22 protein-coding genes are annotated in these 24,346 nt (G+C 70.8%); 8 read left to right on the plus strand and 14 right to left on the minus strand.

Translation table 11 applies throughout. The features are described 5' to 3' along the window. Nucleotides 1–108: 108 nt before the first annotated feature. Nucleotides 109–1,386 carry a UDP-N-acetylglucosamine 1-carboxyvinyltransferase gene (gene murA, locus HNQ07_RS16060; RefSeq protein ID WP_184113590.1) on the minus strand — a complete coding sequence of 426 codons (1,278 nt, stop codon included), beginning with the start codon at nucleotides 1,384–1,386 and terminating at the stop codon, nucleotides 109–111. 287 nt (nucleotides 1,387–1,673) lie between these two features. Here murA and HNQ07_RS16065 point away from each other — a divergent pair, with 287 nt between their 5' ends. Continuing rightward, a complete protein-coding gene (locus HNQ07_RS16065) occupies nucleotides 1,674–1,898 on the plus strand; it encodes a transcriptional regulator (protein WP_184113592.1) in 225 nt (74 codons plus the stop codon). A 6-nt stretch (nucleotides 1,899–1,904) separates the two neighbouring features. On the opposite strand, the gene HNQ07_RS16070 is transcribed toward HNQ07_RS16065, so the two are convergent. Beyond that, nucleotides 1,905–2,909: a C40 family peptidase gene (locus HNQ07_RS16070; protein ID WP_184113594.1), complete on the minus strand. Its 1,005-nt coding sequence runs from the start codon at nucleotides 2,907–2,909 to the stop codon at nucleotides 1,905–1,907. Between the two features lie 208 nt (nucleotides 2,910–3,117). Here HNQ07_RS16070 and HNQ07_RS16075 point away from each other — a divergent pair, with 208 nt between their 5' ends. The 3 genes from HNQ07_RS16075 (at nucleotide 3,118) to HNQ07_RS16085 (ending at nucleotide 6,391) form a co-directional block, all read left to right on the plus strand. Further along, nucleotides 3,118–4,413, plus strand: coding sequence for an MFS transporter (locus tag HNQ07_RS16075; RefSeq protein WP_184113596.1), 1,296 nt, complete (start codon nucleotides 3,118–3,120; stop codon nucleotides 4,411–4,413). Nucleotides 4,414–4,485: 72 nt separating this feature from the next. Continuing rightward, nucleotides 4,486–5,415 (plus strand): hydroxymethylbilane synthase, encoded by a 930-nt coding sequence (hemC, locus tag HNQ07_RS16080; RefSeq protein ID WP_184113598.1) that lies wholly within the window; start codon nucleotides 4,486–4,488, stop codon nucleotides 5,413–5,415. Between the two features lie 10 nt (nucleotides 5,416–5,425). Continuing rightward, nucleotides 5,426–6,391 (plus strand): asparaginase, encoded by a 966-nt coding sequence (locus tag HNQ07_RS16085; protein ID WP_184113600.1) that lies wholly within the window; start codon nucleotides 5,426–5,428, stop codon nucleotides 6,389–6,391. Between the two features lie 138 nt (nucleotides 6,392–6,529). Here HNQ07_RS16085 and HNQ07_RS16090 read toward each other — a convergent pair whose 3' ends face one another. Further along, on the minus strand, nucleotides 6,530–7,252 hold the full coding sequence (locus HNQ07_RS16090) for a zinc ribbon domain-containing protein (RefSeq protein ID WP_184113602.1): 723 nt from the start codon (nucleotides 7,250–7,252) through the stop codon (nucleotides 6,530–6,532). Nucleotides 7,253–7,335: 83 nt separating this feature from the next. Further along, nucleotides 7,336–8,010 carry an endonuclease III gene (nth, locus tag HNQ07_RS16095; RefSeq protein ID WP_184113604.1) on the minus strand — a complete coding sequence of 225 codons (675 nt, stop codon included), beginning with the start codon at nucleotides 8,008–8,010 and terminating at the stop codon, nucleotides 7,336–7,338. 144 nt (nucleotides 8,011–8,154) lie between these two features. On the opposite strand from nth, the gene mscL reads away from it, so the two are divergent. Further along, nucleotides 8,155–8,538, plus strand: a complete 384-nt coding sequence (gene mscL / locus HNQ07_RS16100) for a large conductance mechanosensitive channel protein MscL (protein WP_184113606.1) — start codon at nucleotides 8,155–8,157, stop codon at nucleotides 8,536–8,538. A 110-nt stretch (nucleotides 8,539–8,648) separates the two neighbouring features. Further along, the gene (locus HNQ07_RS16105) at nucleotides 8,649–9,899 is read left to right on the plus strand and encodes an aminotransferase class V-fold PLP-dependent enzyme (RefSeq protein ID WP_184113608.1); all 1,251 of its coding nucleotides are present in this window, start codon (nucleotides 8,649–8,651) and stop codon (nucleotides 9,897–9,899) included. Nucleotides 9,900–9,986: 87 nt separating this feature from the next. Here the strand turns inward: HNQ07_RS16105 and HNQ07_RS16110 are convergent, their stop codons facing one another. From HNQ07_RS16110 to HNQ07_RS16155, 10 genes are all read right to left on the minus strand, one after another. Continuing rightward, nucleotides 9,987–10,775, minus strand: coding sequence for a TM2 domain-containing protein (locus HNQ07_RS16110; protein ID WP_229832093.1), 789 nt, complete (start codon nucleotides 10,773–10,775; stop codon nucleotides 9,987–9,989). A 62-nt stretch (nucleotides 10,776–10,837) separates the two neighbouring features. Further along, nucleotides 10,838–11,659: a class I SAM-dependent methyltransferase gene (locus tag HNQ07_RS24415; RefSeq protein WP_184113610.1), complete on the minus strand. Its 822-nt coding sequence runs from the start codon at nucleotides 11,657–11,659 to the stop codon at nucleotides 10,838–10,840. A 28-nt stretch (nucleotides 11,660–11,687) separates the two neighbouring features. Next, nucleotides 11,688–14,729, minus strand: a complete 3,042-nt coding sequence (locus tag HNQ07_RS16120; protein WP_184113612.1) for an ATP-binding protein — start codon at nucleotides 14,727–14,729, stop codon at nucleotides 11,688–11,690. 263 nt (nucleotides 14,730–14,992) lie between these two features. Beyond that, nucleotides 14,993–15,475: a hypothetical protein gene (locus HNQ07_RS16125; RefSeq protein WP_184113614.1), complete on the minus strand. Its 483-nt coding sequence runs from the start codon at nucleotides 15,473–15,475 to the stop codon at nucleotides 14,993–14,995. A gap of 46 nt (nucleotides 15,476–15,521) precedes the next feature. Then, nucleotides 15,522–16,514, minus strand: coding sequence for an AAA family ATPase (locus HNQ07_RS16130; RefSeq protein WP_184113616.1), 993 nt, complete (start codon nucleotides 16,512–16,514; stop codon nucleotides 15,522–15,524). Beyond that, nucleotides 16,507–17,097: a nicotinamide mononucleotide transporter family protein gene (locus HNQ07_RS16135; RefSeq protein WP_229832094.1), complete on the minus strand. Its 591-nt coding sequence runs from the start codon at nucleotides 17,095–17,097 to the stop codon at nucleotides 16,507–16,509. The genes HNQ07_RS16130 and HNQ07_RS16135 overlap by 8 nt, the downstream gene beginning before the upstream one ends. Next, complete coding sequence (ybiA, locus tag HNQ07_RS24130) at nucleotides 17,094–17,537, minus strand: riboflavin biosynthesis intermediates N-glycosidase (protein ID WP_184113618.1); 444 nt, start codon at nucleotides 17,535–17,537, stop codon at nucleotides 17,094–17,096. Before ybiA ends, HNQ07_RS16135 begins: the two co-directional genes overlap by 4 nt. A gap of 3 nt (nucleotides 17,538–17,540) precedes the next feature. Further along, a complete protein-coding gene (locus HNQ07_RS24135; RefSeq protein ID WP_229832097.1) occupies nucleotides 17,541–18,011 on the minus strand; it encodes a hypothetical protein in 471 nt (156 codons plus the stop codon). Continuing rightward, nucleotides 18,001–18,678, minus strand: a complete 678-nt coding sequence (locus tag HNQ07_RS16150) for a hypothetical protein (protein ID WP_184113620.1) — start codon at nucleotides 18,676–18,678, stop codon at nucleotides 18,001–18,003. Before HNQ07_RS16150 ends, HNQ07_RS24135 begins: the two co-directional genes overlap by 11 nt. Then, a complete protein-coding gene (locus HNQ07_RS16155; RefSeq protein WP_184113622.1) occupies nucleotides 18,675–20,066 on the minus strand; it encodes a nicotinate phosphoribosyltransferase in 1,392 nt (463 codons plus the stop codon). Before HNQ07_RS16155 ends, HNQ07_RS16150 begins: the two co-directional genes overlap by 4 nt. Before the next feature lie 151 nt (nucleotides 20,067–20,217). Between HNQ07_RS16155 and HNQ07_RS16160 the strand changes: the two genes are divergently transcribed. Together HNQ07_RS16160 and HNQ07_RS16165 are read left to right on the plus strand one after the other, a co-directional pair. After that, nucleotides 20,218–22,713, plus strand: a complete 2,496-nt coding sequence (locus tag HNQ07_RS16160; RefSeq protein ID WP_184113624.1) for a G8 domain-containing protein — start codon at nucleotides 20,218–20,220, stop codon at nucleotides 22,711–22,713. Nucleotides 22,714–22,891: 178 nt separating this feature from the next. Continuing rightward, complete coding sequence (locus tag HNQ07_RS16165; protein WP_184113626.1) at nucleotides 22,892–24,208, plus strand: vanadium-dependent haloperoxidase; 1,317 nt, start codon at nucleotides 22,892–22,894, stop codon at nucleotides 24,206–24,208. Nucleotides 24,209–24,346 lie beyond the last annotated feature (138 nt).

Raw genomic sequence — 24,346 nt, forward strand, 5'->3', positions numbered from 1 at the left:
TTTCCTTCACTCGTTTTGGTGACCGCTGTGAAAGCTCGGAACGGCCGCTGACTGGTACGACGCGCGCCCGCCTCAGCACTGGAGGCGGGCGCACTTCTTGGGCTGGCGTCAGTCCATCGCGAGGGCGAGTTCGGACTGGTGCACGTCCACGCCCAGGCCGCGCAGGCGCTCGGACAGGCGCTCGTAGCCGCGGTTGAGGTACTGCACGCCGTCGATCACGGTCTCGCCGTCGGCGGTCAGGGCGGCGATGATCAGGGCCGCGCCGGCCCGCAGGTCGGCGGCCTTCACGGGCGCCGCGTGCAGCCGCGCGCCCTGGATGACCTGGGTGTAGCCGCTGACGGTGATGTTGGCACCCATGCGGTGCATCTCCGCCACGTGCGTCAGGCGGTCCGGGTACACCGGGTCCTGCACGACGCTGGTGCCGGGCACCGTGGCGAGCAGGGCGCTCATCTGCGGTTGCAGGTCCGTGGGGAAGCCGGGGTAGCTCTGGGTGGTGATGTTCACGGGCCGCAGCTCACGGCCGCGGGCGTCCACGACCACGCTGGTGTCGCCCTCCTGCACGTCCACGCCCATCTCCTGCAACTTGGCGCTCACGGCGCGCAGGTGATCCGGACGGATGTTCGTGAGTTCCACGCGGCTGCGCGTGGCGGCGGCCATGATCATGAAGGTGCCGGCCTCGATGCGGTCCGGGATCACGGTGTACGCCCCGCCGCGCAGGGCCGGGACGCCGCGGATCACCAGCGTGTTGGTGCCGGCGCCCTGGATGTCGGCGCCCAGGCTGTTCAGGAACTCGATCATGTCCACGACGTCGGTGTCGATGCTGGCGTTCTCCAGCGTGACCACGCCGTCACCCAGCACGCTCGCCAGGATGGCGTTGTGGGTGCCGCCGACCGTGAGCAGCTCGAAGATGAAGGTGCCGCTCAGGGACGCGCTGCGCCGGGCGTCGAAGTTGCCGCCGTCCTCGGTGATCTCGGCGCCCAGCGCCCTCAGGGCCTTGACGTGTTGGTCCACGGGGCGCGGACCCCACGCGCAGCCGCCGGGCATCGACACGGTGGCCTGCCCGGTGCGGGCCAGGATGGCGCCCAGCACGATGAACGACGCGCGCATCTTGCTCACCAGCGCGTAGGGCGCGTCGGTGTTCACGATCTCGGGCGTGTGCAGTTCCAGGCTGTTCTCGCCCACCCACGCGTGCTGCGTGCCGAGGTGCTGCATCAGGTCGAGGATGGTCACGACGTCCGACAGGCGCGGAATGCCGTGCAGGGTGATCTTCTCACTGCTCAGGAGGCTCGCGACGATCACGGGCAGGGCCGCGTTCTTGCTGTGTTGGGCGGCGACCGTCCCGGCGAGCGGGCGGCCTCCCTTGATGTGCAGTGGAGTCAGTTGCATGGAGGTCCTTTTGGAAGCGGCGCGGCCGGCCGCGGGAGTACAGGGGAGGGCACGCACCTGGGTGCAGGTGCATGTTACACACGATGCTCACTGTACGTCTACGTGAGGTCACGTGCCACTGCCTCTATCCGGGTGTCCAGACGTCGGCGGACCTCACGTGAGTACTATACTCATGCCGCTGCCAAGCTTGGTGGCAACGGTGAGGACGATGTTGAGCACACTCACCTCGCATGCTACGCTGCCCGCGTGTTCCGCGGCGCGCGCCCGGGGCCCGATCAGGAGAGGGTATGCCCAAGAAGGAACGCAAACGCCTGCAGGTGGTCATCAGCGATGAGCAGGACGCCCTCCTGACCCGCACGGCCTACGAACTGTCCAGCCCCGAGCGGCTGATCAGCAAGAGCGAGGTCGTGCGCTTGGCCATCGAGAAGATCGCCCGCGAACTCGGCGAGGGCGCGCACATCGACGAGTACCGCGCCATCCTCGACGCGGACGACGTCAGCGACGACGCGTAGCGCCGGTCACGGCCGCAGCGCCAGAGGGTCCGGCAGCACGCGCCGCGCCCCCAGGTAGCGCGCCGCCCAGTAGCGGTCGCCCAGCAGGCGGTCGATCACGACCTTGCCCTGGTAGGTGTTGGCGTCCACGAAGGTGTCATTGCCCAGGTAGATGCCCACGTGCGACACGCGGCCCTGGCCCTCGGTGTCGAAGAACACCAGGTCGCCGGGCTGCCACTGGCCGCTCTCAACCGGCGCGCCGGCGCGGGCCTGCTCGGCGCTGGTGCGCGGCAGCGTCACGCCCAGCGGCGTGAACACCTGCACGACCAGGCCGCTGCAGTCCGTGCCGCTCGGCGTGGCCCCGCCGTACACGTAGGGTGTGCCCAGCAGCGCCAGCGCGGCCGACAGCCAGTCGGTGGGCTGGGCGTTCACGGCCGCGGGCGCCAGCGGCGGCAGCAGGGCGTCCGGCGGGGTGGGCAGCGTGGGCAGGCGGCTGGGCGCGCTGAGGCTCGGGCGGTCCGGAGCGGGCAGGGCCGGCACGAACGGCGAGCCGAGGACGCCCCCAGACGGCGTGGCCGGCGTGCTCACCACGGCGGGCGCCGTGACGGGTGCGGCGGCCAGGGCCACACTGCCGGACGCGGCGGCGGGAATCCGCAGGGTCTGCCCGGCCTTCAGGGTCGCGCCGGGCGGCAGGGCGTTCTCGTACAGCAGGGCGTCCACGCTCACGCCGTAGCGCCGTGACAGGGCGTACAGCGTCTCGCCCGGCTGCACGACATAGACCGTCACCTCGCGCACGCGCAGCACCTGTCCGACCTTCACGGCCGGCGTGCTCAGGCCGTTCAGGGCCAGCAGCGTGTCCACGCTGATCCCGGCCCGGCGCGCGATGGCGTACGCGGTGTCGCCGGGCTGCACCGTGACTGTCGTGGCCGTGCTGGCTGCGGGCAGCGTCGGGGCGGCGGCCAGGGCGGGCGCCCCCAGGCCCAGGGCCAGGAGCAGCAGCGTGGAGCGCAGGGCAAGGACGGGTCGGGGCATCCGGGCAGCTCTCAGGGGCGACGTGAGGGAACGCTCTGGACTCGGTGAACGGTGGAGACCCGGGCACCGTAACACGCCGCAGCCCCGGAATGCAAAGTCCAGCACGGTCTTTCCCGGATCTGCGGCCGGATGGAGCCGCCACGCGGTGTCCGGCATATGGGGCCGCCGGCCGGCCGCGGGCAGCGCTGTGGGGCGTATGGTGGACACCGTGCTAGCGCGTGCCGACGCGTGGCGAGCCCGGACGTTCAGCGCCCTGCGCCACCCCCATTACCGCCGTTTCTGGTCGTCGCAGCTGCTGTCGCTGGTGGGCAGCTGGATGCAGTCCACTGCGCAGCAGTACCTCGTGCTGGAACTTTCGGGGGGCAGTTCGGCGGCGCTCGGCTGGGTGACGGTCGCGCAGTTCATGCCCAGCCTGCTGCTGTCGCTGTTCGCCGGCGCGGTGATCGACCGTCTGCCCCGGCGGCGGGTGCTGCTGACCACGCAGGGCGTGCTGATGCTCACCGCCGTGGCGCTGGCCGTGACCACCCACCTGGGCGTCGTCACGCTGCCGCTGGTGATGCTGATCGCGTTCGTGTCCGGCTGTGCCAACGCCTTCGACATGCCCGCCCGGCAGAGCATGGTCGTGGATTTCGTGCCGCGCGCCGACGTCAGCAACGCCGTGGCGCTGAACAGCCTGTCGTTCAACGTGAGCCGCACGCTGGGGCAGGCGCTGTTCGGCGTGGTCGCGGCGCTGGGCGCGAGCCTGCTGGCCGGCGGGGACAGCTCGAACGTGTCGCACCTGGCGCTGCCGTTCTACCTGAATGTCGTGTCGTTCTTCGTCGTGCTGTACGTGCTGGCGACGCTGCCCTTCCCGCCGCGCGAGGGGGCGCCGCACGGCAGCATGCTCGACGACGTGCGAGAGGGTCTGCGCTACGTGCGGCGCACCCCGGGCGTGCGCAACGTGATGCTGCTGGTGGGCCTGCTGAGCCTGACGGTGGTGAACTTCAACGTGATCATCCCGTACTACGCCCGCGTGGTCTTCGGCGCGCGCGAGGCGACCTTCGGCCTGCTGTCGGCGGCGTTCGGGGCGGGGGCGATGGCGGGCGCGCTGTGGCAGGCGAGCAAACCCAACCCGCTGCGCAACCTGCGTGTGGGCGCGCTGATCCTGCTGGCCTCGGCCACGCTGCTCGCCCTGACACCCGGCCCTGAGCTGGCGGTGCCGGTGCTGGCCGCGTGCGGCTTCGGCATGCTGAGCCTGCTGGTCAGCGCGAACAGCAGCGTGCAGCTCACCATTCCCGATCACCTGCGCGGCCGGGTGATGAGCCTGTACTCCTTCGTGCTGGTCGGTATGGGACCGCCGGGCGCGCTGATCTCCAGCGGCCTGATCAGCAAGACCGGTCCGCTCGGTCCCCGCGTGGGCCTGATCGCGCTGGTCGTGCTGGGGGCGCTGTCGCTGCTGCTGCTCTGGACCCGGTTGCCGCGGCAGCTCCCCGCACCCGGTGTGCGCGCCGCGTCCGGCGACTGAGCATGGCGGGACGGTGGACAGGGCCGGCGGTCAGGTGCGCACTGAGCGCGCGACCTCTATAATGCGTGGGTTATGCGTACGGTGACGGTAGGAACGCGCGGCTCCACGCTCGCGCTCGCGCAGACCCACTGGGTGGTCGCCCGGCTGAAAGAGGAGTGGCCCGACACGGACTTCCGCATTCAGACGATCAGCACGAAGGGCGACCAGCAGCGCGGCAGCCTGGCGGCCATGGCCGAGCGCGGCGACAAGGGCTTCTGGGTCAAGGAAATCGAGGACGCCCTGCTCCAGAACCGCATCGACATCGCGGTCCACAGTCTCAAGGACCTGCCCACCGAGCAGCCCGAAGCGCTGGAGGTCGCCAGCATTCCCAAACGCGTGGACGCGCGCGACGTCCTGATCGGCAAGGAAGGCATGAAGCAGCTGTCCGCCCTGCCGCAGGGCGCGCGGGTGGGCACGAGTTCCGTGCGCCGCAAGGCCTTCCTGAAGGCCTTCCGCCCGGATCTGCAGGTGATCAACCTGCGCGGCAACATCGACACCCGGCTTGCCGCACTCGCCGGCGACGAGTACGACGCGATCATCCTGGCCGCCGCGGGCCTGATCCGCACCGAGATGCGCCACCGCATCGACGAATTTCTGGAGCCGGACATCATGCTGCCCGCGCCCGGTCAGGGCGCCCTGGCGCTCGAGACCCGTGCGGACGACGACCTGAACATCGAGGTCGCATACGCCATCCACGACCACACCACCGACGACCGCATCACCGCCGAGCGGGAATTCCTGGCGGGCCTGGGGGCCGGGTGCCTGGCGCCGGTGGGCGCGCACGCCACCATCAAGGGCGGTGTCCTCACGCTGGAGGGCTGGGTGGGCGCGCTGGACGGCAGCAAGGTGATCCGCGGCACCACCCAGGGCGACGCGGCCGAGTGCGCGGACCTGGGCGCCGAACTCGCGCAGGACATGCTGGGCCAGGGCGCGCGCGACCTCGTGGACGCCGCGCACGTCTGAACGGGCCCGCGTGAACGCGCTCCAGCGGCTGGCCGTGATCCACACGGGCGGCACGATCTCCAGCCGCCCCGCGCCGGACGGCCGCGGCGTCACGCCGCAGCGCGCGCCCAGCGTCCCCGGCCTGGACGGCGTGAGCGTGCACGATTACCAGCCCTTCACGCTGCCCAGCCCGCACGTCACGCCGCGCCACATGCTGGAGCTGGCACGGCTGGTCGCGCGCGTCGCCCCGGAGCACGACGGCGTGGTCATCACGCACGGCACCGATACGCTGGAGGAGACGGCCTTCGCGCTGCACCTGCTGCTGCCTGCTTCCATCCCGGTCGTGCTGACCGGTTCCATGCGGCATATGGAAGAGGCGTCCTGGGACGGCCCGGGCAACCTGCTGGACGCCGCGCAGGTCGCGCTGCACCCCCGCACGCGCGGGCGCGGCGCGCTGGTGGTGTTCGGCGGCGACGTCTTCGACGCGCGCACCGTCACGAAGATCCACACGACCGCCGTGGACGCCTTCGGTGGCTACCCCGGTCCCATCGGCCGCATTGACCGGGTGGGGCACGCGGCGCGCGTGGAGTACTTCGCCACGCCGGACGCCCGCACGCCGCTGGAGCCGCCGCACCTCGACGCCCGCGTGGAGATCCTGTACGCCTACGCCGGGTGGCGGGGCGAGGGCTACGCCGAGGCCCGGAGCCGCGCCGACGGCCTGGTGATCGCGGCGCTGGGCACCGGAAACCTGCCGGCCGAACTGCTGCCGCTGATAAGCGACACGGACCGGCCCGTGGTGATCGCCACGCGCACGCACGCCGGGCCGGTGCTGCCCGTGTACGGCTACCCCGGCGGCGGCGCGACCCTGGTGGAGGCCGGCGCCATCCCCGCCAGTTTCCTGAACGCCCACAAGGCCCGGCTGCTGCTCCTCACGCTGCTCAGCTGCGGGCTGGACACGGACGACATCCGCCGGGTCTTCGCGGAAGACGCGTACTGAGGTTGGGGGCGCGGGTCACTCACAGAGAGCGCGGGCCACACATCGTCCACACCGGGCCGCGCTCACCGCGTACGGCGTCCTGACCGGCGACGGAAGGCGCGGGCCACCGCACCCGGCCCGCGCCGCGCCTGCCCGCGTTTACTGAAGGTCGAGTCGGATCAGGAAGCGCCCGCACGACGGGCATTTCACGGGGGGCAGCTTGCCCTGCGCGGCCTTCTGCTGGATGCTCACCGGCAGCACCACGTTGCAGCCCGAGCAGCGGCCACCCTTGATCTCCACGACGCCCAGGCCCTTTTTCGCCTTGCGGATCATGTCGTACTCGCGCATGGTGCGCGCGTCGAGCCCGGCGGCCAGCGTGGCGCGTTCCTGCCGGTCGGCCTCGCCCTGGTCGCGCAGGTCCTGCACGCGCTGATCGTCGCGCGTCTCGAGGGCAGACAGGCCGGGGCGCAGCTCGCGCATCTGGACGCGCAGCGCGGCGGCCTTCTCGTTCAGTTCCCGCTGACGCTCACGCAGCGGCGCGAGGTCTTCTTCCATCTCGTCGGCCCGCTCGCCGAGCTGCTGGATACGGCTGCCGTACTGCGACTGCGCGCGGGCGTCGTAGGCGTTCTTGTCCTGCTCCTCGCGGGCGCGCTCGATCTGCTCGCGGGTGCCGGCCAGGTCCTGCTCCTGGCCGCGCACGCGCCGGTCGACGTCCTCCAGGGTGATCTCGGTGTCCTCGAGGTCGTTGTTCAGTCGTTCCTGCTCGTTGCGGGCGGCCCGCAGGTCGTCGGGGATGTTCAGCTCCTCATCGCGCAGGCGGTCGAGGTTCAGGTCGAGTTCCTGAACGCGTTGCAGGCGGTGAAGGGGGGTCGTGTCGCTCATTCTTTGCAGTCTACCCCCATGTTCCCCCTGCGCCCGGAGCGTGCCTACCTCATGAACGGAACCCCTGGCGGCTGCACGGCGGGTCAGGTGTGCCGGTCCACGCCCACCTGCGGGCAGAAACCGCGCATGGAGCACGCTGCGCAGTCCGGCGTGCGCGCCTGGCAGACCCGGCGGCCGTGCAGGATCAGCGCGTGGTGCAGGAACACCCAGCGCTCCCGCGGGAAGAGTTTCTGCAGGTCAGCCTCCACGCGGTCCGGGTTGGTCTGCGCGCTGAGGCCCAGCCGCCGGGCCAGGCGGCCCACGTGCGTGTCCACTGCAATGGCGGGGTAGCCGTAGGCGTTGCTGAGGACCACATTCGCGGTCTTGCGGCCCGCGCCGGGCAGCGCCACCACGGCGTCGAAATCGTTCGGCACGTCGCCGCCGTGGCGCTCGACCAGCAGCCGCGCCAGCGCCGCCAGGTTCCGCGCCTTGCCGCGGTACAGGCCGATGCTGCGGATCAGCGGTTCGATGTCCTCCGGCGTGGCCGCGCTCATGGCGTGGGCGTCCGGGTAGCGCGCGAACAGGGCGGGTGTGGCGGCGTTCACACTGACGTCCGTGGCCTGCGCGCTGAGCACCGTGGCGACCAGCAGTTCGAAGGGCGTGGTGAAGGCCAGTTCGGTGCGGGCGTCCGGGTACGCGGCCTCGAGCGCGGCCAGCACCAGCGGAGCGCGGGTCCGGGCGCCGGCTGGCACGCGGGTGGTCACGGCGGAGCGGGTCACGTCCGTAGGCTAGCGTGCTTCGCCGCGTCGTCCCGTTCTCACCTGCCACCTGCCCGAGGAGAGTGACGGGATGGTCAGGACATGCATAGACAGCTCATCCATACGAACTGTTAACGCGGGAAGGACGGTGTAACACTCGCCAGTATGATCAGCGGATTCCAGAAATTCCTACTGCGCGGCAACCTCATTGACCTGGCCGTCGGCGTGCTGATCGGCGCGGCCTTCGGCAAGGTCGTGGACACGTTTACTAAGGGCATCATCATGCCCATCATCGGGATCTTCGGGGGCGTGCCCAACTTCGATGCCCTGAAGTTCACCATCAATAAGAGCGAGTTCATGTACGGCACCTTTCTCACGTCGCTGATCAGCTTCGTCATCACTGCCGCAATCATCTACTTCTTCGTGATCGTGCCGTTCAACGCCCTGATGGACCGCTTCAAGCGCGAAGAGAAACCCGCCGTCGCCGAGCCCAGCAACGAGGAGAAGCTGCTGGCCGAGATCCGCGACGCGCTGCGCGCACGTCCCTGAATCCGGCCTTCCCTGCTCAGACGCGCGGCCTGCACTGCAGGCCGCGCGTCGTGTCGGGCTATCCGGACAGCCCCACCACGCTCCTCTGTGCAGACGCGTAGCTTGAGCCCATGACCGATCCTGCCCATGACCCCGCCCCCTGGGCCTACGAGACGGCCGCCGTCCAGACCGCCATTCCGCGCGGCCTGGGCGAGACCATCGGCTTTCCCATCCATGCCGCCGCCGCGTTCCAGTTCGACACGCTGGAAGAGGCGCAGGAGGAATTCCAGGTCAACGGCGGCCTGAGCTACGCCCGGTTGCAGAATCCCACGGTGCGCGCCCTGGAAACCCGCGTCAGTGCCCTGGAGGGCGGCGCGGCGACCGTGGCCGTGGCGAGCGGACAGGCGGCCACCCTGACCAGCATCCTGAGCGTGTGCCGCGCCGGGGACCACGTGGTCTCCGCCGCGAGTCTGTTCGGCGGCACCACCGGCATGCTCACCAACATCCTGCCGCTGATGGGCATCACCGCGACGCTGGTGGACGGCACGCCCGACGCCATCCGGGGTGCCATGCGCGAGACCACCCGCCTCGTGTGGGCCGAGATGATCAGCAACCCCGCCGGGGACGTGCCGGATATCGCCGCGCTGGCCGACGTCGCGCACGGGCACGGCGCGCTGCTGGCCATCGACAACACCTGCGGCGGCGTGGGCTACCTGTGCCGCCCGCTGGAGCACGGCGCGGACATCGTGTCGCAGTCCCTGACCAAGTGGGCGGGCGGACACGGCAGCGTGATGGGCGGCAGCGTGACCGTCGGCACGCGGCACGACCTGAGCCGCACGCCCATCTACACCGACGGCGGCGAGCAGAGCCTCCTGAGGGTGCGCGGCGAGCACGCCCTGGCGTGGCGTCAGCGCTGGCTGGGCGCTCACCAGATCGGCATGACGCTCGCCCCGCACTCCGCGTTCCTGATCGCGCAGGGTCTGGAGACGCTGGCCCTGCGCGTGTCGCGCGAGAGCGCCACCGCCCTGGCGCTGGCCCAGTGGCTCCAGGCGCACCCCCGCGTCGGGAAGGTCAGTTACCCCGGCCTGCCGGACCACCGCTTTCACGCCAACGCGGCGAGGCAACTGCCGCGCGGGCAGGGCGCCGTGCTGACCTTCGAGGTGCCGGACCCGTCCGCGTTCCTGGCGCGGGTGCGCGTGCTGCGCATCGCCCCGAACCTCGGTGACGTCCGCACGCTGGTCGTGCACCCGTGGACGACCACGCACGGCCGCGTGCCCGAAGCTGCCCGCCACGCGGCCGGCGTCACCCCCACCACCATCCGCATGAGCGTGGGCGTGGAAGACCTGGCGGACCTCCAGGCGGACATCGAACAGGCGTTGTAGTCGCAGAGAGCGGAGAGCAGAGGGCCAGATCGGCGCCCTCTGCTCTCCGGTCGTTCCTGTTTCGACCCTGCCGCGCGAAACCTGGTGTTACAGCCAGGCTTTCTTGCCGATCACGTATTCGCGTTCAAAGTCCGCGTCGGACTTGGTCAGGTAGATGATGCCCTCGACCAGGCCCAGCAGACCGATGGCGCCGCTCACCAGGCTTGCCAGCGGCACGGTCACGATCAGGCCCACGCCCAGCGTGATCAGGCCCAGCAGCAGCGCGAGGATCCACACGCCCACGTTCACGCCCAGCATGATCAGGCCCGGCGTGGTCATGCCCAGGTAGAACTTGTGCACGCCCAGGCTGCCCAGGATGATGCCCAGCAGGCCCGCGATCACCTTCTTCTGCCCCACGTCCCCGGACGAGATCGCGGAATTCACCTGCTGCATGGCCTGACGGGCCGACGCGCCCAGCGAGTCGAAGTCGCTGCGGGGCTCGGCCGGCGCCGTGTACGGCCCCTGCGGCATGACCGGGTCTTTGGCCTGCGCGCCGGTGGCCCGGGAGACCCAGTCGGTGTCGGCGGGCGCGGTCGGCGCGGCGCGCGGCGCGGGCTCGGGAATCCTCAGGTCTTCCGGCCATGCAGACGCCGCCTGGGGCGCGGGCGTGACGGGCGTCCCCACGGGCGACGTCACTGCGGGCGCCGGGCGGGGGGCCGGGGCCGCCTGAGGGGCGTTCATCACGTCGTCCACCCACGAGGGCGAGGCGGCGGGCGGCGTGGGGGCCGCGGCGGGGCGGGTGGGCGCCGTGGGCGCGTTCAGCACCTCGTCTACCCAGGAGGGCGCGCCCTGCTGCGGAGTCCGTTCGGGGCCACCTTTGTCGTCAGGGTTCGTCATGCCCCACAGTACGCCGTCAAGCGCCCGGCGGTTTCATCCTCCGAAAGAACGTGCCCGGGGGATCAGGAAGCGCTCTGCCCACGCGTGCCGCGCGCGACGATCACTGGCAGCGGCACCGTGACCGCGCCGTCTGCGAATAGCGGCGCGAGCTCTGCACGGTGTTCCGCCTCGACCCGCGCGCGGCTGTCCGGGCTGAGGGCCGACAGCGGCTGTCCCTCCAGCCCGGCCTCGATGTCCCCCCAGCGCTGCTCCACGTCCGCCAGGACATACGGAACGTCCGTCCGGGTCACAGTCACGTCCTCCAGCCCCGCCGCGACCAGCAGCTCACGCGCGGCGTCCAGGGTGGGAATCCGGCCCAGCGGTGGAAAGCCCGGCGTGACGCCGTGGGCGCCCAGGCGCCCGCGCCACAGGCCCGGCAGCGTGCCCAGCAGGCCCGGCCCGAACGACGAGTACAGCACCGCGCCCCCAGGCCGCACCACGCGCCGCCATTCCCGCAGCGCCGCGACCATGTCCGGGACGAAGAACAGGCCAGAGGCGCACACCACCACGTCGAACGACGCGTCACCAAACGGCAGGGCCGTGGCGTCCGCCTGCACGAAGGAGACGTTCTCCACGCCGGCTGCCCGCGTGCGCGCCATCCCCAGCATGCCGTCCGACAGATCGGTGCCCACCACGCGGACCGTCCCGCTGGTCTTTGCCGCGAGCGCCAGGGCCACGCTGCCTGTGCCCGTCATCACGTCCATCACGTCCTGCCCGGCCTGGACGTCCACCTGATCCGCGACGAACTGTGCGGTCAGGGTCAGAAATCCCATCCGGTCGTATGAGGCCGCGAGGTTGTCGAACTGCCGCTGGTTGCGCTGTTCGTGCCCGTCTTCTGGCGTCATGGTCCAGTGTAGACCGGCCTGGCCCAGGTCAGCGCTCCTGCGTCGTCCACAGGTCCAGCACCTCGCGGTGGTGGGGCAGCGCCCACAGGTCTTGCCGGGCCTCGTCGTCCGGCAGGGCGGCGGCCAGACGCTGCAGGCGGTGGTGCGCTCCGACAAGCAGGAGTCCGGCCCTGGGCTCACCGGCGGCCTGGAGCACCCGGATGCACGTCAGCCACACCCGCAGCGGCTCGTCGGCGCTGTCCAGCGTGCCGCCGGCGTCCAGAACCCCCAGGATGTCCTGGACGTGTTCCCGGGCGCTGGCCAGACCCCCCGCCGACAGCGCCACACGCGCCAGACCGGCCAGCGGCTCGCACGCCAGGTGCGGTTGCCGCAGCGCGCGGCGCAGTTCCAGGGCCTCACGGTATGCGGCCGACGCTTCGTCGGCGCGTCCCAGCGCGGCCAGGGCGTGGCCCCGCACGGTCAGGGCGCTGGCGACTTCCGCCAGCGCCCCCAGCCCGCGGGCGATGTCCAGCGCGTGGGCGCTCGTGGCCTCGGCGGCGGCGTGGTTCCCCTGGTGGTGCTCCAGCAGGCCCACGTACGCCAGCGTGTAGCCCTCGGCCCAGCGGTTGTTCCTGGCGCGCTTGAGTTCCAGGGACGCCTCGTAGCCGGCCCGCGCCGCCGCGTACCGGCCGGTGGCGTGCTCCACCATGGCCACGTTGTTCAGCTCGTAACTCTCGGACACCCGGTCGCCCAGCGTGCGCGCGGCCGCCAGCGCCGCGTCCAGATGAACGCGGGCCGCCGCGTACCTCCCCAGCCGCAGGGCGCTCAGGCCGGCGCCCTCGTGGGCCAGCAGGCAGCCGCGGGCATCGGCGATCGCCTCGGCAACGGCCAGCGCGTCCTCGAACGACTGCTGGGAGGCCGCGAACTCGGCCCGCGCGCTGGCCTGAGCGCCCAGACCGATCAGCAGATACACCTCGCCCCGCCGGTCGCCGATGGAACGCGCCTTGCCCAGCGCCCGGGCAGACAGCGCGGCGGCCTCGTCTAGGTCGCCGCGCTTGCGGGCCACACTGCCCAGGTTGTTCAGGGCATTGACCTCGGACTGCACGTCCCCCAGGGCCACGAAGAGGTCGAGGGCGGCCCGGTAGCTGGCGTCGGCCGCGTCCAGCTGCCCGGAGTTGTCTTCCAGGCTGCCGAGCGCGAGCAGGGCCCGGCCCTCGTGCCGACGGCTGCCGACGCTGCGCGCGGTGGCCAGGGCGCGCTCCAGCAGGGTCTGCGCCTCCGTGGCCCGGTCACCCTGGCGGTTGACGGCCACCCCCCGCAGGTGCAGCGCCCGGGCCAGCAGGATCTGGTCGCCCGCCGCGCTCGCCAGCGCCTCGGCGTGCTGGGCGGCCTGCGCCGCCGCGTCCAGATCCGCGGTGCTGTTGGCATACCCGGCCTGTGCCAGGGCGACTCGCGCCCGGTGGGCGTCGTCCAGGCCGGCCGCCAGCGTCTCCAGGGCTGTCAGGTCGGCCCGCTCCTCGGCGCGCCGGCCCAGCACGCTGTACACCTCCTGGCGGGCCAGCAGCGCGCCGAAGCGTTCGGCGCCCTCGTCCGCCGGAATCAGGGCCAGCGCGCGGGTCAAGTACTCCAGGGCGAGGTCGTGGGCGTAGCGTCTCGCCGCGTCCTGGCCGGCCACGCGCAGGTAACGCCGCGCCCTGGGCTCGTCGCCGGCCGCCAGGAAATGGTGCGCCAGCGGCACCGCGATGGCGTCGGCACCGTCCCCGTACAGCGCTTCCAGGGCCTCGCCCACGTCCTGGTGCAGGTACGCCCGCTCGACCGCGTCCAGCTGGGCGTAGAGGTGGCGCTGGAACAGGCCGTGCCGGAAGCTGTAGCGGGCCAGCCGCTGCGTGCCGGCCCGCTCCAGGCCAAGGGCGCTGACCAGCTGGTGCTGCCGGTCAAGCGCTCCGCTGAGCTGACGTACCAGACCGCGCGCCTCGACCGAGCGCACCCGCGCCACGACCTCGGCCGTGAACTGCTCTCCCTCCACGCTGCCCACCGCCAGGGCCTCGCGCAGATCGGCACTCAGGCGCGCGACGCGCTCGGCGATCACGGCCTCGATCCGGGCAGGCAGGGTGTCCCAGTCGAGGTGGGCGCCCGGTGTCCAGCGGCCCTGGGCGTCCACGAGCAGATCACCGCGTTCCTGCATGGCCCGCAGCAGCTCGGCCACGAACAGCGGGTGGCCGCTGGTGTGCGCGTGCAGCGCGTGCCGGAAGTCCTCGTCCAGCGCGTTGGGTTCCTGGTCGAGCAGGGCGTCCACGAAGGCGCGGCCGGAACGCTGACGGGCCGCGTCCAGATCGAGCGTGATGTCGCCGCCGTAGCGTTGCAGTTCGTTCACCGCGCCCTCCAGCGGGTGGCGCTCGCCGCCGCGGCCCAGCGCCACCTCGTCGGGCCGGTACGTGCCGATCAGCAGGATCCGGCTGCCCTCCAGGCGGCGGCCCAGCCGGAACAGCAGCGCCAGCGAGGCCGCGTCGGCCCACTGCAGGTCGTCCAGCACGATCAGCAGCGGCTGTTCGCGTGCCATGGCCAGCAGGACGTTGGTGTACTGCTCGAAGATCTGATCCTGGGTCACGCCCTGGCGCGGACCCTCGCGTTCGGCCTGACGCCGCAGTTTCTCGGCCCACACAGCCTGGGTGGCGAAGGTGCCGATCTTGAAGACCAGATCGGCGCCGGGAACGAGCAGGCCGACCAGATCGGGGCCGAACTCGGCGATCGCCTTGCCCGACACCTCGAACAGGCGCTGCGCGCTGGTCTTGCTGTCGCCGAGCGCCCGGCTGGCAGCGGCCGCAGTGCCGGTCAGGACGCCGAGCACTTCCCGCAGGGGCAGGTAGGCGTCGCCCGCGCCGGTGCGCGCGTCGCACTGGCCGACCGCGCACAGCAGGTCCGGCACGCCCGCCTGCGCTTCGTGCAGGAACGCCTGCACCACGCTCGATTTGCCGCTGCCGGCCTCGCCCACGACGAAGCGGACCTGGCCCTGACCGCCCAGCGCCCGGCCCAGGGCACCGCTCAGGGCGGCGAGTTCCGGTTCACGGGCGACGACAGGGGACGTGGCCATGAAAACACTGTATCCGGCGGCCGCCGCCAGACCCGCCAACATGTGGCACCGCGGCCGGCACCGGTCAGAGCATCGGTCCCTCCAGCATCGCCAGCCCCGGACGCGCTCCCACGGGATCGGCCATGAACTGCGCTGTCCGGATCAGGAAACCATGCGGTCATACGACCCCGCGAGTGTGCCGAACTGCCGCCAGTTGCGTTGCTTGTAGCCGTCTGAAGTTGCCATGACCCTCAATACGCAGCTGTCAAGGCCGCGTCGTGGGCTCACAGGCCGGGAATCGGCGCGGCCACGTCCTTGATCGGCTGACCACCGGCCGCCGAGTCGCTGCCGATCCGCGTGGTCGCGTCGTCCAGGGTCTGGATATCCGCGTCGCTGAGCTGCCCGGCCTTTGCCCTGTTCCCGATGGCCGTGAACGACCCCTTGAGCTTGACGAGTTCCCCATCGAGCTTCTGCAGCAGCGGGTCGTGACTGTTATGTGCGACCTTCTCCGCGACATTGACCTCGTGAGCCGCGAACAGCAGGGCCAGTCCGCCCTTGGCGAAGGTGGCCGTGCGCCCGGCCGCGCCGCTCGCAAAGCGCCCGGCCCGGTACGGCGTGAGCACCCAGTGGTGGAAGGCGTAATACGCCGCGCCCAGGTGCGCCACGAAACGCGTCTTGTCCAGGATGGCGTGCGACGTGCTGAGTGGCCCCGCAGCGGCGGTCACGGCGGCCAGCAGGGTCAGGCGGCGAACGGTGGATGGAGTCATGCCGGCAGCGTGAGCGTGGGCGCTCACAGGCACATGAAACGGGAGATTACTCCCCCAGCACCGCCCGCGCCTGCGCGACCCGCTCCGGCACCGTGCCGCGCAGGTCGTGGAAGGGCACACCACGTGTGTGCAGCTCCTGCCGGATGAAGGCCTGCTGCACGGCGCGCACCTCGGTGTTCGCGCGCCAGCCGTCCTGCTCGTGCGGCAGGTCGGTATCGCACAGGAAGACGTGTGCGTAGCGGCGGCGGCAGGCGTCCGCCAGGGCATGCAGCTCCGGCAGGGCGGTGCCCGTCAGCAGGTACGACCACATCAGCGTGGTCGCGGCGTCCGTGTCGCTGACCACCCAGCGGTGCACGCCAGGCGTGGCCGCCGCCTCGGCCTCCAGCGCCCGGTGACCCCGCGCGATCTCCAGGAAGTGCTCCGGCGACAGCGCGCCGTGTTCGCGCTCGTACACGTCGCGGCCGTACTCGCGCACCCACGTGGTGCCCAGCGATTCGGCCAGCGCCCGCGTCAGGGTGCTCTTGCCGGTGCTCTCGGCGCCCAGGATCACCACCCGCCGCACGAACGTCGCGTACACCAGCGGATCGAGGAAGTGTCGCAGGCCGTGTACGTCCGCCCGCAGCGCCGTCCCGCTGACCGGTACAGTCACCCGCGCGGCGTCCACCGACACGTGCGCCGCGCCCAGCGACGCCGCGAACGCCTCGCCGTAAGCCTCCGACGTGAATACTGCGTCCGGTCGCACGCCCCAGCCGTCCAGCACGCCCCGGACATACGCGCGGTGCGCCGCGTCCGGCTCGGTGTTCAGCGGCGGGTTCGGCGCGTCTGGCAGCAGCTCCAGCCCTGGAAACAGCCGCGCCGGGTACAGCTCGCGGAGCCACCCGCGACGCAGGGGCGACGGCATATCAGGAAAGTCGGGCCGCGAGTACACCCACACGCTCACCCGGTCGCACGCCGCCAGCGCCCGGTCGAGCACGAGCATGTGGCCCCGGTGCAGGGGCGCGAACTTGCCCACGACCAGACCATGCCGGAACTCAGGCAAACGTGACCGCCCGCCGCTCGTCGCGCCGCCACGCGCGCCAGCCGTGCACGCTCATGCCGGCCAGCACGAACTGGAGCGCGAACAGCACCCAGTACGCCGCGTGCCAGAAGTACACCGCCTGCACGGCATTCACCACGATCCACACCGGCCACGACCACGCCCAGCGGCGCGTGGTGCCGAAGTTCGCCACCAGCGACAACGTCACCGCCACGAACTGCACCCCATTCCACGCCGCCGAGAAGTCCGTGACCGCCACGGTGTACGCGAAGATCGCCACGCTCGCCACCCACGTCACCCCGTACCACAGCGGCTCGTTGAAGCGCACCTCTCCCCGCGAGCGCCGCCCCTCCAGGTGCCACAGGTACAGCCCGTGAATACCGAACAGCAGGTACGTGACCTGCAAGCCCGCCAGCATCCACTGCCCGCCGCTCAGGAACAGCAGGAAGTACGGCAGCAGCGACAGGTTGCTCCAGTGCCAGTACACGCTGGACTTCGACCACAGGAAGTACAGGCTGACCAGCACGCACACGCCGCCCGACAGGTCGAGCAGCAGCGGGGGAATCTCCAGGCCGAACACGTTCACGCTTCCTCCCGCAATTGCCCGCGCAGTTCCATCAGCAGCTCGCCCAGGCGGTTGCGGCCCGATCCGTTCCCACCGTCGGCCCAGTACGTATCGTTGCGCGTGTGCTCGATCAGCACGGCGTCCCCGGTGCCCAGCAGCAGCGCCCGCAACTCCGGATGCTGCGTGAACTTCGCGTGCAGCGCCGCGCGCATCACGTCGTCCTTCACGGCATTCCAGTCCGGGCGCAGGGGCAGGTCGCGCCGCCGGCCCATCTGCGCCGCCAGCATCGGCGTCGGCTGGGCGCGCAACTCCTCGGCGTGCGGCGTCCCGGCGAACTTCTGCGCTTGGAAGTAATGCTCGGACGTCGGCCACTCGATGCCGTCCAGCACGACGGGGTGCCGGCTGAAATTGCTGAACTCCCCGTAGGGTTTGTCAGTCGCGTAGAAGAGGATCGGTTCCACGGTTCAGTCCTCCGGGAGGTGGGTCACAGAATTGATCCGGCCTGGGAAGCCCTCGCCCACAAAATGTGCGACCACACGGATCGGCCCGATGATCGCCGCGTTGAACGCTCCAAGTTCCTCGGCCGGCACCCACAGTTCCTGATGCCGATCCTGAGCACCCACCACCTGAATGGCATAGCGGGTGGCGACGTCCGCACGCACGTCGAACTCCGTCACGAAACCCACGGGTGGAGCATTGCGTGCCGCGTTCCAGTCCCGCGCGATCTCCTCCGCATACGGGCGGTTGAGCACCGGGTAGAAGATCGGCTGATCCGGCAACCTGGGCGGCCACGCACGCCACCCGGAGTCTGCCACCAGTTGCAACTCGTGCAGGCCCGTCGGCCGCCACAGTGTCACCGTAGCGCCGACTGCCGGCCATGGCACGGTGCGCTCCGCGTTGGCTGGAAAGAGGGTATCGAGCCAGTTATTCCTCATACGTCTGCGCCTCACCCTGACTGAGCATCGCCACCTGCCGCGCAAGGTCCGTGAGCTGCCACGCAAAGCCCATTCCTGTGTGTCGGGGGATATCCGCCAACCACTCGCCTTCCCGGCTGGTTACGGCTTCTTTCGTGAGCAGGCCGAGTTGCTGAAGCCCCAATAGGGCAGCCAAAAATTGCTGGCGGGTCAATCCCGGAATGGAAACTTGAGAATCGACCGGAATCATGTCGTGGTAAGGGTCTATTGGATCAAGCAGACGGAAGTATTCAAAGAAGACATGGAGTTCACGGTCGGATATGCTCTCAACAATTCGTAGGGTTTGGAATCGGTCGATTTGCGGTGCAGGATGAGCAAGTGTGCACCCCGCCAATGCACGTGCAATAAAACGCAGTTTCTTCTCCGACTCGGCGACTTCTGCCGCCCGAAGTGCTTGCATAACGTTTGCAGTGAACGCTTCTGAACGGACATAGTCGTGGTCGAGCATCAGGCGTCCCGCTGAAACTCTTTGGTTCAGGAGACCGACTTCGTACATGAGGGCCTGCTCCAGTTGCTCAATCTTCCGCTGACTCGCCGCGATATACACGCTCTGGAGAACGCCTGCTGGGATATTCACGCCCGGAATCAAGGACAGGATGGGCAACAGGCGTTCCAGTTGCTGGCTCATGCCCGCCCCCGCACCTCGTCCAGTGTGTCCCGTACCAGCAGTTCTCCGTTCCTGAACACGGTCCGCATCAGGCTGCCGGGGAAGTCGGTGTCGAAGGTCTTGTACGCCTTCGTGACCAGGCGGCCGTTCTCCTCGATCAGGTCGAGCACGCCGTCCTTGCTGCGCTTGCCGGGGTCGGTCACGGGGTCTTTGTAGATGCCCCGGTACGCGCCGTCGATCAGCCCGGCGCTGGCCTTGTACGCGAAACGCTGCGTGTCGCGGTCGACTTTCTGGAGCAGGGCGCCGCCCATGCCGAAGGCGACGTTCTCGGCGCTGTAGCCGTCCACATCGAGGTTACCCAGAATCTGGCGGATGGTCTGCTCGTCAATCCCGTCGCCCTGGATCACGCGGACGTGGTTGAGCACCTTGTAGCCCTTGCTGTTGGTGGTGGTGCCGTAGCGGGCGGCCAGCGCGTTCACGGCGAGGCGCACCATGGCGGGGGGGTCGCCACTGTCGGGGCGGACGACCAGGGTGCCGCCGGCGTCGATGACCTGCTGGCGCAGCGTGTCGCCCCACAGGTGGTTGATGGCATTCTTGAGGTCGTAACTGTCGCTCACGACGGCGTACACGCTGCCGGGCTTACTGAAGCGGGCGATCATGTTGCGGTAGGCGTCGACCTCGTGCTCCTTGCCCCAGCTGGTGATGGTGCTGTGCTCGGCGGCTGGAATGGAGAACGCGGCGATATCGCTGCCGTAGTGGTTGCGGCCGACGCGCAGGGCTTCCAGGGTGTCGCTGCCCTGGAAGTTGATCAGGTGGGCCAGACCGCCGATGCCCGCGCTCTCGCGGCTGGACACGCCGCGGCTGCCGAAGTCGTGGAGTTTGAAGGGCAGCTCCTCGGCGGCGCGGTCGCTGCTCTTCTCCAGCGCGGCGCGGATGATCTCGCGGATGAAGTAGCTCTGCGTGGCGACGGTGGTGGGGTACCACACGCGCATCAGCATGGTCTCGAACCACCCGGGCAGCCACGGCAACTCGGGGTCGGTGTTCGTGACGCTCATCAGGACGTTGTGGATGGGCACGACGGTGCCCTCGGGCACGGCGCGGATGTCCAGCGGCAGCCGGCCGCCGTGGACGTGGACCACCCGCATCCAGCCGTCATACGGGAACGGTTCGCCGTGCGCCTCAATGACGGCGCGGGCTTCCTCGACCATCTCGGCGGTCACGCGCCGGGTCAGGTAGCGGTCGAGGAGGTACTGGAGGCCGAAGAAGCGGGTGGCGGGGTACTTGCCGCCGCGCGATTCCAGGTAGCTGAACAGCCGCGTGGTGCCCTGCGGGTACTGGAGGAAGTGGCTCGACTTGTACGAGTCGGTGTCGAGAATCAGGTTGTCGTCGCTGAGGTGGGTGGTGGTCATGGTATGCCTCCCAGCATGAATCCTGCTGCCGACTCATAATCAGATTTTGTAGTATGAGTTAAGTGAGAAGTGGCGGCGGGCGATGGGGGTGGGGGGTGCCACTGCGAAGTCCTTCACGCCAACTGGCCGGGCGCACATTTACCATCCGTTCATGCGTCTGCCCCGCCGCCTGCCCCTCGCCCTGACCCTGTGCACGCTGCTCCTCAGCTGCGGCGGCGGGGGCGCCGAGACCGGGACGCCGCCTGGCACGCCGCCGACCGCTCCGGCTCCCACCGCGACCCTGCCCACGGCGAACTGGAGCGATCCGGCCACGTGGGGCGGCGCGGTCCCGGCCGCCGGCGCCAGCGTCACCCTGCCCGCCGGCAAGCGCGTGATGCTGGACGTGTCGCCGCCCGCGCTGGCGGGCCTGACCATCCCGGCCGGCAGCGCCCTGGAGTTCGCGGAACAGGACCTGACGCTCACCAGCGAGTGGATCATGGTGCACGGCGAGCTGCGCGTCGGCAGCGAGGCCGCGCCCTTCCAGCACGCCGCCGACCTCATCCTGACCGACACCACGCCCGGCGAGAACGTCATGGGCATGGGTGACCGCGTGCTGGGCGTGATGGACGGCACGCTGGAACTGCACGGCCAGCCGCGGCTGCCGTGGACGCGCCTGGCCGCCACCGCGAGCGCCGGCACCTCGACCCTGACGCTGGAACGCGCGCCGGACTGGGCGCCCGGCAGCACGCTGACCCTTGCCAGCACCGACTTCGACCCGGGGCAGACCGAGGCGGTGGTCGTGCAGCGCGTCAGCGGCGCGCAGGTCACGCTCGCCACGCCCCTGAAGTACACCCACTGGGCGCAGACGACCACCCTGGGCGGCAAGACCCTGGTCGAGCGGGCCGAGGTCGGCCTGCTGACCCGCAACGTCCGCGTCGCCGCCAGCGAGGACGCCGCGCAGTCGCACTTGGGCGCGGACGTGATGGTGATGGGCAGCGGCGCGGCGCGCATCGAGGGCACCGAGTTCACGCGGGTCGGGCAGGTGAACACGCTGCGGCGCTATCCGGTGCACTTCCACCGGCTGGGCAGCGCGCCCGCGTCGTACGTGCGGGGCAACTCCATCCACCAGTCGTTCAACCGCTGCGTGGTCGTGCACGGCACCAGTGACCTGCGCGTGCAAGACAACGTGACCTACGACAATGTCGGCCACTGCATCTTCCTGGAGGACGGCGACGAGACCGGGAACACCATCAGCGGCAACCTCGTGACCCTGGTGCGCCGCCCGGACAAGGACCTGGGCCAGACGCCCCTGCTGGACAGCGACCAGAGCCCCGCCGGCTACTGGATCAGCCACCCGGCCAATACCGTGCGTGGCAACGTCGCAGCCGGCGTGGAGGGCAGCGGCTTCTGGCTGGCCTTCCCGGAGCACCCGACCGGACTCGCGGCCGCCAGCGGGCAGACCACGTGGAACCGCCGCACGCCGCTGGGCGAGTTCAGCGGCAACGTGGCGCACAGCGGTGACCGCGGCCTGAACGTGGACGACGGCCCGCAGGCCGACGGCAGCCATACCGAGACCACGTACTACATGCCGCGTGTGACGCCCGCCGACGAGCAGTCCGCGCCCGCCCCGGCCACCTTCACGGCCTTCACCGCGTACAAGCAGCGCGACCAGGGCGCGTGGCTGCGCGGCGAGCACCTGACGCTCTCCGGCGCGGCGCTGGCCGACAACGCGGTCGGCGCGACCTTCGCCGCCGACCAGACCGCCATGACCGGCTCGCTGCTGGTGGGCGAGACCGCCAACGTGGGCAAGGCGCAGCCGTGGGAGAAGACCGGCGCGGGCGGCCGCAGCCTGCCGCGCCCGTGGGACGCGACCTTTCCCATCCGTGGCTACCAGTTCTACGACGGCCGTGTCCGCATCCAGGACACCGCCATCGCCGGCTTCCGCCCGGACGGCGTGCGGCAGGCCAGCGGCCTGGGATACCTCACGGAGAACGCCTTCCCGATCGACCCGCAGAACGCCGCGCAGGGCGTGACGTGGCTGGACGACAGCGTGCGCGTGTACCTGCCGCCCGCCCAGCCGGACCGGGACGGCGACGCGGCCGCCACCTTCCTCGACGTGGACGGCAGCGTGACCGGCACGGCCGGGCGCACCGTGACGGGCAGCGCGATCCTGCAGGACGCCCCGGACTGCGCGGCGCGGCCCGCGTGGGGCGCCAGCGTGTGCGGCGGCCAGTACGCCCGGCTGTGGATGCAGGACGTCACGGACGGCCACATCGGGCCGGTGGGGGTCGGCAACGCGCGCGGAGCCGCCCAGACGCTGGTGGGCGTGCCGGACGACCACACATCCTTCTCGACCAGCGTGCGCGTGGGCGAGCGCTACACCCTGACGCCCGCCGGATCGAGCACGCACCTGCGTGTGGGCATCGACGGCCGCCAGCCCGGCGACGTGGTCCAGCTCAGCCTTCCCGTGAGCGCCGCGCCCGCGGTCTACCGCGACTGGTGGATCGATGACCGCAACCGCCTGAAGGCCGTGCCCCTGACCAGCCTGAATGCCACGACCGGCGACAGCTACGCCCTGGACGGCGGGCGGCTGTACCTCAAGCTGGTCGTGCGCCCCGGCGAGACCTACGCCGAGGCCGAGATCTGCGCCGCCGCCCTGTGTCAGTAACGCCGTGCTGAGGACGCGGTGCCCCTCCGCTCGTCCCAGCTCCGTTGACGGTCATGCTCTGGATGGGGTGACTGCTCCGAGACCGCGCCGGCCCTCTGTGCCGGTCATGGGCTGATCACGCGGCCCCTCCTACCCTGAACCATCCGGCCGGGGACCGGGGGAGGGGAGGGCAGCGGACATGACGGACACGCCGAGCGTCGTCTGGAACGAAATTGCGCTGGAGGCGATCCGTGCCGCGCCACCGGGGCCGCCGGTGGCCGCGCGGGCGCTGTTCATGCTGCACGCCGCCATATTTGACGCGTGGGCCGCGTACGACCGCACCGCGGTCGGCCTGCACTGGAAGGCCCAGACCCGCCGCCCCGCCGCCGAGCACAGCGAGGCCCGCCAGCGCACCGCCATGGCCTACGCCGCGTGCCGGGTCCTGAGCGACCTGTTCCCTGCGCGCGCCGCCACCTTCGCCGCGGTGCTGGACGACCTGGGCCTGGACGCGGCCCGCACCGACACCAATCCCGCCACGCCGCACGGCGTCGGCAACCTCGCCGCCGCCGAAGTCCTGGCTGACCGGCACGGCGACGGCTCGAACCAGCTCCACGAGTACGCCGACACCACCGGCTACGCGCCCGTGAACACCCCCGAGCGCATCACCGACGGCGGGCGCTGGCAGCCGCTGCGCGTCAGCGACGGGTACGGCGGCTGGCAGGTGCAGAGCTTCGTCGCGCCGCACTGGGGGACCGTCACGCCCTTTGCCCTGAGCCGCCCCGACCAGTTCCAGCCCGCCCCGCCCGCCCGCTGGGGCACGCCGGAATTTCTGGAACAGGTGCGCGAGGTGCTCGCGTACTCCGCGACGCTCACGCCCATCCAGCAGGCCACCGCCGACTACTGGGCCGACGGCCCCGGCGGCGAGCTGCCCCCCGGTCACTGGACGCTGTTCGCCACGTTCGTCTCGGAACGCGACGGGCACGACGCCGCGCAGGACGCCCGCATGTTCCTCGCCGTGACGGGGGCGGTCATGGACGCCGGCGTGTCGTGCTGGGATGCCAAACGCCACTACGACTACGCGCAGCCCGCCAGCGCTGTCCGCTCGCTGCTGCGCGGCCGCGCCCTCCCCGGCTGGGACGGGCCCGGCAACCACGCTCCCCTCGCCTCCGCGTGGCGGCCGGGCACGGGCCGCACCCCTCCTTTTGCGGAGTACACCAGCGGGCACAGCACCTTCAGCGCGGCGGCCGCCACCGCCCTGCGCCTGATCACCGGCAGCGACGTGTTCGGGCACGGCGTGACCCTCCCCGTCGGGCACGGCGACGGCGTGAGTCTGGTGCGCCTGACGTGGGCGACCTTCAGCGACGCCGCGGACGAGGCGGGCCTGTCACGCCGCTACGGCGGCCTGCACTTCCGGGACGCGGACCTGGCGGGCCGCGCCGCCGGCCGCCAGATCGGCCAGCTGGCCGTATTGCGCGCCCTGCACCACTTCAACCCGAAGCTGCATCCCCTCACCTGACGCTCGCGGGAGATACAGAGGAGCGCCCGTCCCCTCAATGTGGGACAGGCGCGGTCCAGAGGTATGGGTTCAGTGGTCGTAGGCGGCCCCGTACACCGGAATCGCCACCGTCGTCCGCACCGTCCCCCCCGACGTCAC

The organism is Deinococcus metalli (genome assembly GCF_014201805.1).
In the GTDB taxonomy this organism is placed as follows: Bacteria; Deinococcota; Deinococci; order Deinococcales; family Deinococcaceae; genus Deinococcus; species Deinococcus metalli.

Excerpts from the sequence above, each read along its gene's own strand:
- HNQ07_RS16070 (WP_184113594.1), bottom strand. The coding sequence starts at position 2,909 with ATGCCCCGACCCGTCCTTGCCCTGCGCTCCACGCTGCTGCTCCTGGCC.
- HNQ07_RS16165 (WP_184113626.1), top strand. The coding sequence starts at position 22,892 with ATGACGGACACGCCGAGCGTCGTCTGGAACGAAATTGCGCTGGAGGCG.
- HNQ07_RS16150 (WP_184113620.1), bottom strand. The coding sequence starts at position 18,678 with ATGAGCCAGCAACTGGAACGCCTGTTGCCCATCCTGTCCTTGATTCCG.
- HNQ07_RS24415 (WP_184113610.1), bottom strand. The coding sequence starts at position 11,659 with ATGACGCCAGAAGACGGGCACGAACAGCGCAACCAGCGGCAGTTCGAC.
- hemC (WP_184113598.1), top strand. The coding sequence starts at position 4,486 with ATGCGTACGGTGACGGTAGGAACGCGCGGCTCCACGCTCGCGCTCGCG.
- HNQ07_RS16110 (WP_229832093.1), bottom strand. The coding sequence starts at position 10,775 with ATGACGAACCCTGACGACAAAGGTGGCCCCGAACGGACTCCGCAGCAG.
- HNQ07_RS16155 (WP_184113622.1), bottom strand. The coding sequence starts at position 20,066 with ATGACCACCACCCACCTCAGCGACGACAACCTGATTCTCGACACCGAC.
- HNQ07_RS16105 (WP_184113608.1), top strand. The coding sequence starts at position 8,649 with ATGACCGATCCTGCCCATGACCCCGCCCCCTGGGCCTACGAGACGGCC.
- HNQ07_RS16125 (WP_184113614.1), bottom strand. The coding sequence starts at position 15,475 with ATGACTCCATCCACCGTTCGCCGCCTGACCCTGCTGGCCGCCGTGACC.
- mscL (WP_184113606.1), top strand. The coding sequence starts at position 8,155 with ATGATCAGCGGATTCCAGAAATTCCTACTGCGCGGCAACCTCATTGAC.
- HNQ07_RS16160 (WP_184113624.1), top strand. The coding sequence starts at position 20,218 with ATGCGTCTGCCCCGCCGCCTGCCCCTCGCCCTGACCCTGTGCACGCTG.
- HNQ07_RS16090 (WP_184113602.1), bottom strand. The coding sequence starts at position 7,252 with ATGAGCGACACGACCCCCCTTCACCGCCTGCAACGCGTTCAGGAACTC.
- HNQ07_RS16120 (WP_184113612.1), bottom strand. The coding sequence starts at position 14,729 with ATGGCCACGTCCCCTGTCGTCGCCCGTGAACCGGAACTCGCCGCCCTG.
- murA (WP_184113590.1), bottom strand. The coding sequence starts at position 1,386 with ATGCAACTGACTCCACTGCACATCAAGGGAGGCCGCCCGCTCGCCGGG.
- HNQ07_RS16065 (WP_184113592.1), top strand. The coding sequence starts at position 1,674 with ATGCCCAAGAAGGAACGCAAACGCCTGCAGGTGGTCATCAGCGATGAG.
- HNQ07_RS24135 (WP_229832097.1), bottom strand. The coding sequence starts at position 18,011 with ATGAGGAATAACTGGCTCGATACCCTCTTTCCAGCCAACGCGGAGCGC.